The sequence below is a fragment of the Methanosarcina spelaei genome (assembly GCF_002287235.1).
GTDB classification, from domain to species: domain Archaea; phylum Halobacteriota; class Methanosarcinia; order Methanosarcinales; family Methanosarcinaceae; genus Methanosarcina; species Methanosarcina spelaei.
Genome location: NZ_LMVP01000166.1, coordinates 1 through 3,941, shown reverse-complemented (window position 1 = coordinate 3,941; position 3,941 = coordinate 1). Strand labels below are relative to the sequence as shown.

Annotated in this window: 3 protein-coding genes; all 3 read left to right on the top strand. The window is 34.7% G+C overall.

What is annotated here, in order from left to right; genetic code table 11:
- Positions 1-304, top strand: a 304-nt coding sequence (locus ASJ81_RS09660) for an IS66 family transposase (RefSeq protein WP_141241651.1), incomplete at its 5' end; no start/stop codon positions are given.
- 741 nt (positions 305-1,045) lie between these two features.
- Positions 1,046-1,462 (top strand): IS1/IS1595 family N-terminal zinc-binding domain-containing protein, encoded by a 417-nt coding sequence (locus ASJ81_RS09655; RefSeq protein WP_095644286.1) that lies wholly within the window; start codon positions 1,046-1,048, stop codon positions 1,460-1,462.
- A gap of 681 nt (positions 1,463-2,143) precedes the next feature.
- Complete coding sequence (locus ASJ81_RS09650; protein WP_095644287.1) at positions 2,144-3,499, top strand: COG1470 family protein; 1,356 nt, start codon at positions 2,144-2,146, stop codon at positions 3,497-3,499.
- Positions 3,500-3,941 lie beyond the last annotated feature (442 nt).

Genomic DNA, 3,941 nt, shown 5'->3' with positions numbered 1-3,941 from the left:
AGGAAAACGTGGTAAGAATCCAAAAACCAAAGCAAGGAATCTGCTTGATAGGTTTATAGAACATAAAGACAAGATTCTGAGATTCCTGACAGACTTGAAAGTTCCGTTTGAGAATAATCAAGCAGAAAGAGATGTCAGGATGATGAAGCTACAGCAGAAAATATCAGGAACTTTCAGAACTGCACGAGGAGCGGAAGCTTTCTGCAGAATTAGAGCATATATTTCAACAATAAGAAAGAATGGTTTACCTGTTTTAGAGGGTATTCTCGCGGCGCTCAAAGGAGCGCCGCTAACTATACCCTGAATAGTTACACTATTTCTTTGATTTTTAGACTCTTTATAGATTAAATAACATAAAAAATGCGTAAAATATTCAGGAAAAACCAAAACTGGCCAGGAATACAGATGCCATACCTATCGATTTTTCCATGAGCAACCCAAGCGGAGTTAGTAAACATACAAAAAGGGCAGATATACTATCCTTTGGACAGTTGTAAAAAAGGGTTAACAATTGGAATAGACCAGACCTAAATGAAGAAGGCAATTTCAATGTTAAAGGATGTGATACTTAAGGTCTGGCAAAACCAGATTTTGTAGTAAGTCACAGGATTTCTATTGAGGACATTCCAGTCACCTCAGGCAGTTTTCTCAACATGCAGACATCTATATGAAGGTAATAATCAAACTCGGGCATTAAAAGATTAAACTTAAGTATTGATAACTATAAACAGTGAGGTTTTAAAGCTTATATTTTATTTATTAGATCATTAACAGTAAAAACTGTCTTTTTATAATCCCTAATGCTTTTAATAATCAAAGCTTATGGGTAAATTTAAATTTTGCAGGAAGAGTTTTACATTTTTGTGCCTGTTCTCATAACTAATAAATATAATGGATTTTATTTATGTTATTGTATAGGTCAACTTGATAATGAATTTTAAATAACGTTTGTCTTTATGCCAATTAACCCATCTAAAACAAAACATTTAAAATTGAACTGAGCAAAATAAATATATTATTGAAGTTACAACTTATTGATTATATTATGTCAGTTGAAAACCAAAATGAGACTGTTTGCCCAAATCCTGAATGTGAATATTATCTCAGGACTGAAGGGAAAGCTATTATAAAGCGGGGAAAGTATAAAACCGGACACCAGCGATACTACTGTAAACATTGTGGAAAGTTTTTCATGGATACAAAAGGTACCTCTGTTTATCGCAAGCATCTTTCCGCATATGAGATAAGACTAATATATCGGCTATTTATTGAAAAAAACGGAATAAGAAGTATTGAACGAATAACAGGACACCATAGGGATACAATAAGCCATTTGATAAAAGGTACGGTAAAAACTCAGAAAACGGAAGAATACCTCGTTAATCAAATCGGGCTTACAGCCAGTGAATGTGAGAAATTATGGGGACTTCTGGAAAAAAAGAGAGAAAATTCCCTAAAGTAACCCTGAAAAGCAGGCATAAGCTTATTTTCTTGAGTATGGGCAGGCCGATGTATATATAGTATCCGAAAGTGATATAGCCTTGCAAAAAGTGATCCCCTTGAAATAAACAAATTATATGATACTTTGGATCAAAATTACTATACATAAAGTCAATTTTATAACTTAGTAAAAGTTAAGATAGGCGATTTTTTTACATGGATACATTATCGGAAAATATCTACCAGTAGACATTTGTCAGTAGACATTCGTCAGTAAACATCTGCAAGTAGACATTTGCCAGCGAGCTTCCATCTGAAGGTATTTGCTGGAGTTTTATCTATTTAACAAAAGAGTTCGTATTTAAGCAAATCCTTTTTATACTGTTGTACTTACTGAAAATATTTAAAGCTATTCTTTGAGGAAGTTTTTAAATCTATTTTTCTGATTTTAGACTCAGAGAATTTAAAAAGCTAATTCCGTTCTGTTTATGAGCTCTATTGTGATCTTCACAAAAATTTGAAAATTCCATAAGTATTTTATAGAGGGACATCTAGAAAAGTTATTACATACTAAAAAATCTTCATTCTCCAGGGTTTATTAAAATTGTAGTTTAAGAAGCGGAGTCTTATACAGCCAGTTTGCAGGAGATTGAAGCCAGTGCATTGGTTAGAAAGTATAATTCACAAGAAAGGAGCCAGAAACATGAGTAAAAGTACAGCATTGAAGGCAGCATCCCAGTTTTTTAGTTTATTGCTTTGCTTGATACTGTTACCGGCTGCATTTGCTCAGTCAGAAGAGCTTAACGGAACAGTTACCTATGAAAACGGAACTTACGGAAGTAATATAGTTCCTATAGTTCCTGGACCGGGAAAAATTTACGAAAATTACACTGTACATGATATAAAACCTGCCTATCATTCGATATACCTTACGCAGGGTGAAAATGAAACTTTCAATGTCAGTTTCAGGAACAAAGGTAACGAAACACTCAATATAGTCCCGAAAGTTGTAGCTCCACCTGATGATTACTATGATGTTGTAAATGAAAACTGGGTTACGATTTTACCTGAAAATGTAACGGTAAACCCTAGTGTCGAGCAGAACTTTACCATTGAGGTAAGTGTCCCTGAAAATACCGAAAGTGGAGAGTATGAGGCCCAGATAGCCTTCACAAATGATACTTATCCAGAAGAATACGATATTCCTGTATATATTCAGGAATCTGCTGAGGGATATAGTGATTCAATATCTAGTGGGGGATATAGTAATCCTATGTATGTTAATGCAGTGAACCTTTGTGTCTCAGTACCTGTCAATCCGAAGCTTGAGCTTCAAACAAGTTATGTTTCTGATATTGTTGAGCCCGGAAAGGAATATGTATACACTATAAAAATTAAAAACGTGGCAGGGAAAGATATTACGATCGATCCGAAAGTAATGAGCTACGAGATGTATGACTATTCATTTGATGAACCAGTTTTTGGTGACGATACAATAGAGATCTCTGCACCTTCAACCATAAAAGCCGGTGAAATTGCTGATATGACCATCAGGGTACCAGTCCCGAAGGATGCAAGCGGAACTTATGATGCTTATATCGAAATGAACGCTGATGGGAAAGAGAATGACGGATCTATCCCTCAAGTAAGCTTGAGCTTTACGGTTGATAAACAGCCTACAGTCCCTTATATAAAAACTTTTAATACTACAACTGACGACACGATAACAATTGAAGTTTCGGCCGAAACTTCTGACCAGGATGCACCTTTGCGTATTTTCCCTGAAAAAGAAGAGCCAAGCTTTGAAATAAACCTGACATGCAACTCCAACCCTGTTAATCTAACCCTTGTGAAAGTTGCTGAGAGTGGGACAGTAGATTCTCAAGGGTATATCTTCCCAATATGGGCGATGGGAAACAGTTCAAGCTATCAGACTGACATCAGGAAACATACCGAAACGTATAGAGCAACTGGAGCAATCGGAACCTGGAAACTTACAATTCTTCCGAAAAACACAAACAGTTTCGACTACTTAATAACTGTCGAGAAGTCCAAATAAAAATCCGAATAAAAAACTGAGAACTGAAATTTACGAAAAATGAGATTTGAAATGGGAAAATTAAGGGAAGCTGACAGGACTTATTCTTAATTATTAAAGGTTCTGTTTCTACTCTTTTCACTTTTCCTACTATTATAGTTATAATTCTACTAGCTTTTATTATTAACTATATTTTCTTTTGTGTTATGTTCTTTTTTACTTTTCTTTTGTGTTATATTCTTTTTTGCTTTTCTTTTGTGTTATATTTTACGTTTCTCTTTCGTTTTTTCTTTTATATTAGAGTTTTACTTTCCTTTGCCGTTATACAGTCTATTTTTTGTATTGGTATTTTATTATCCAAATGCTGATATGAAAAACTGAGTTTTTCATAAGGATATGAGGTGTCACGGCCGGTGAATAATTCCTCATTTTAGCCGGATTAAAATTCCCCAATTTCCAATCC

Excerpts from the sequence above, each read along its gene's own strand:
- ASJ81_RS09655 (WP_095644286.1), top strand. The coding sequence starts at position 1,046 with ATGTCAGTTGAAAACCAAAATGAGACTGTTTGCCCAAATCCTGAATGT.
- ASJ81_RS09650 (WP_095644287.1), top strand. The coding sequence starts at position 2,144 with ATGAGTAAAAGTACAGCATTGAAGGCAGCATCCCAGTTTTTTAGTTTA.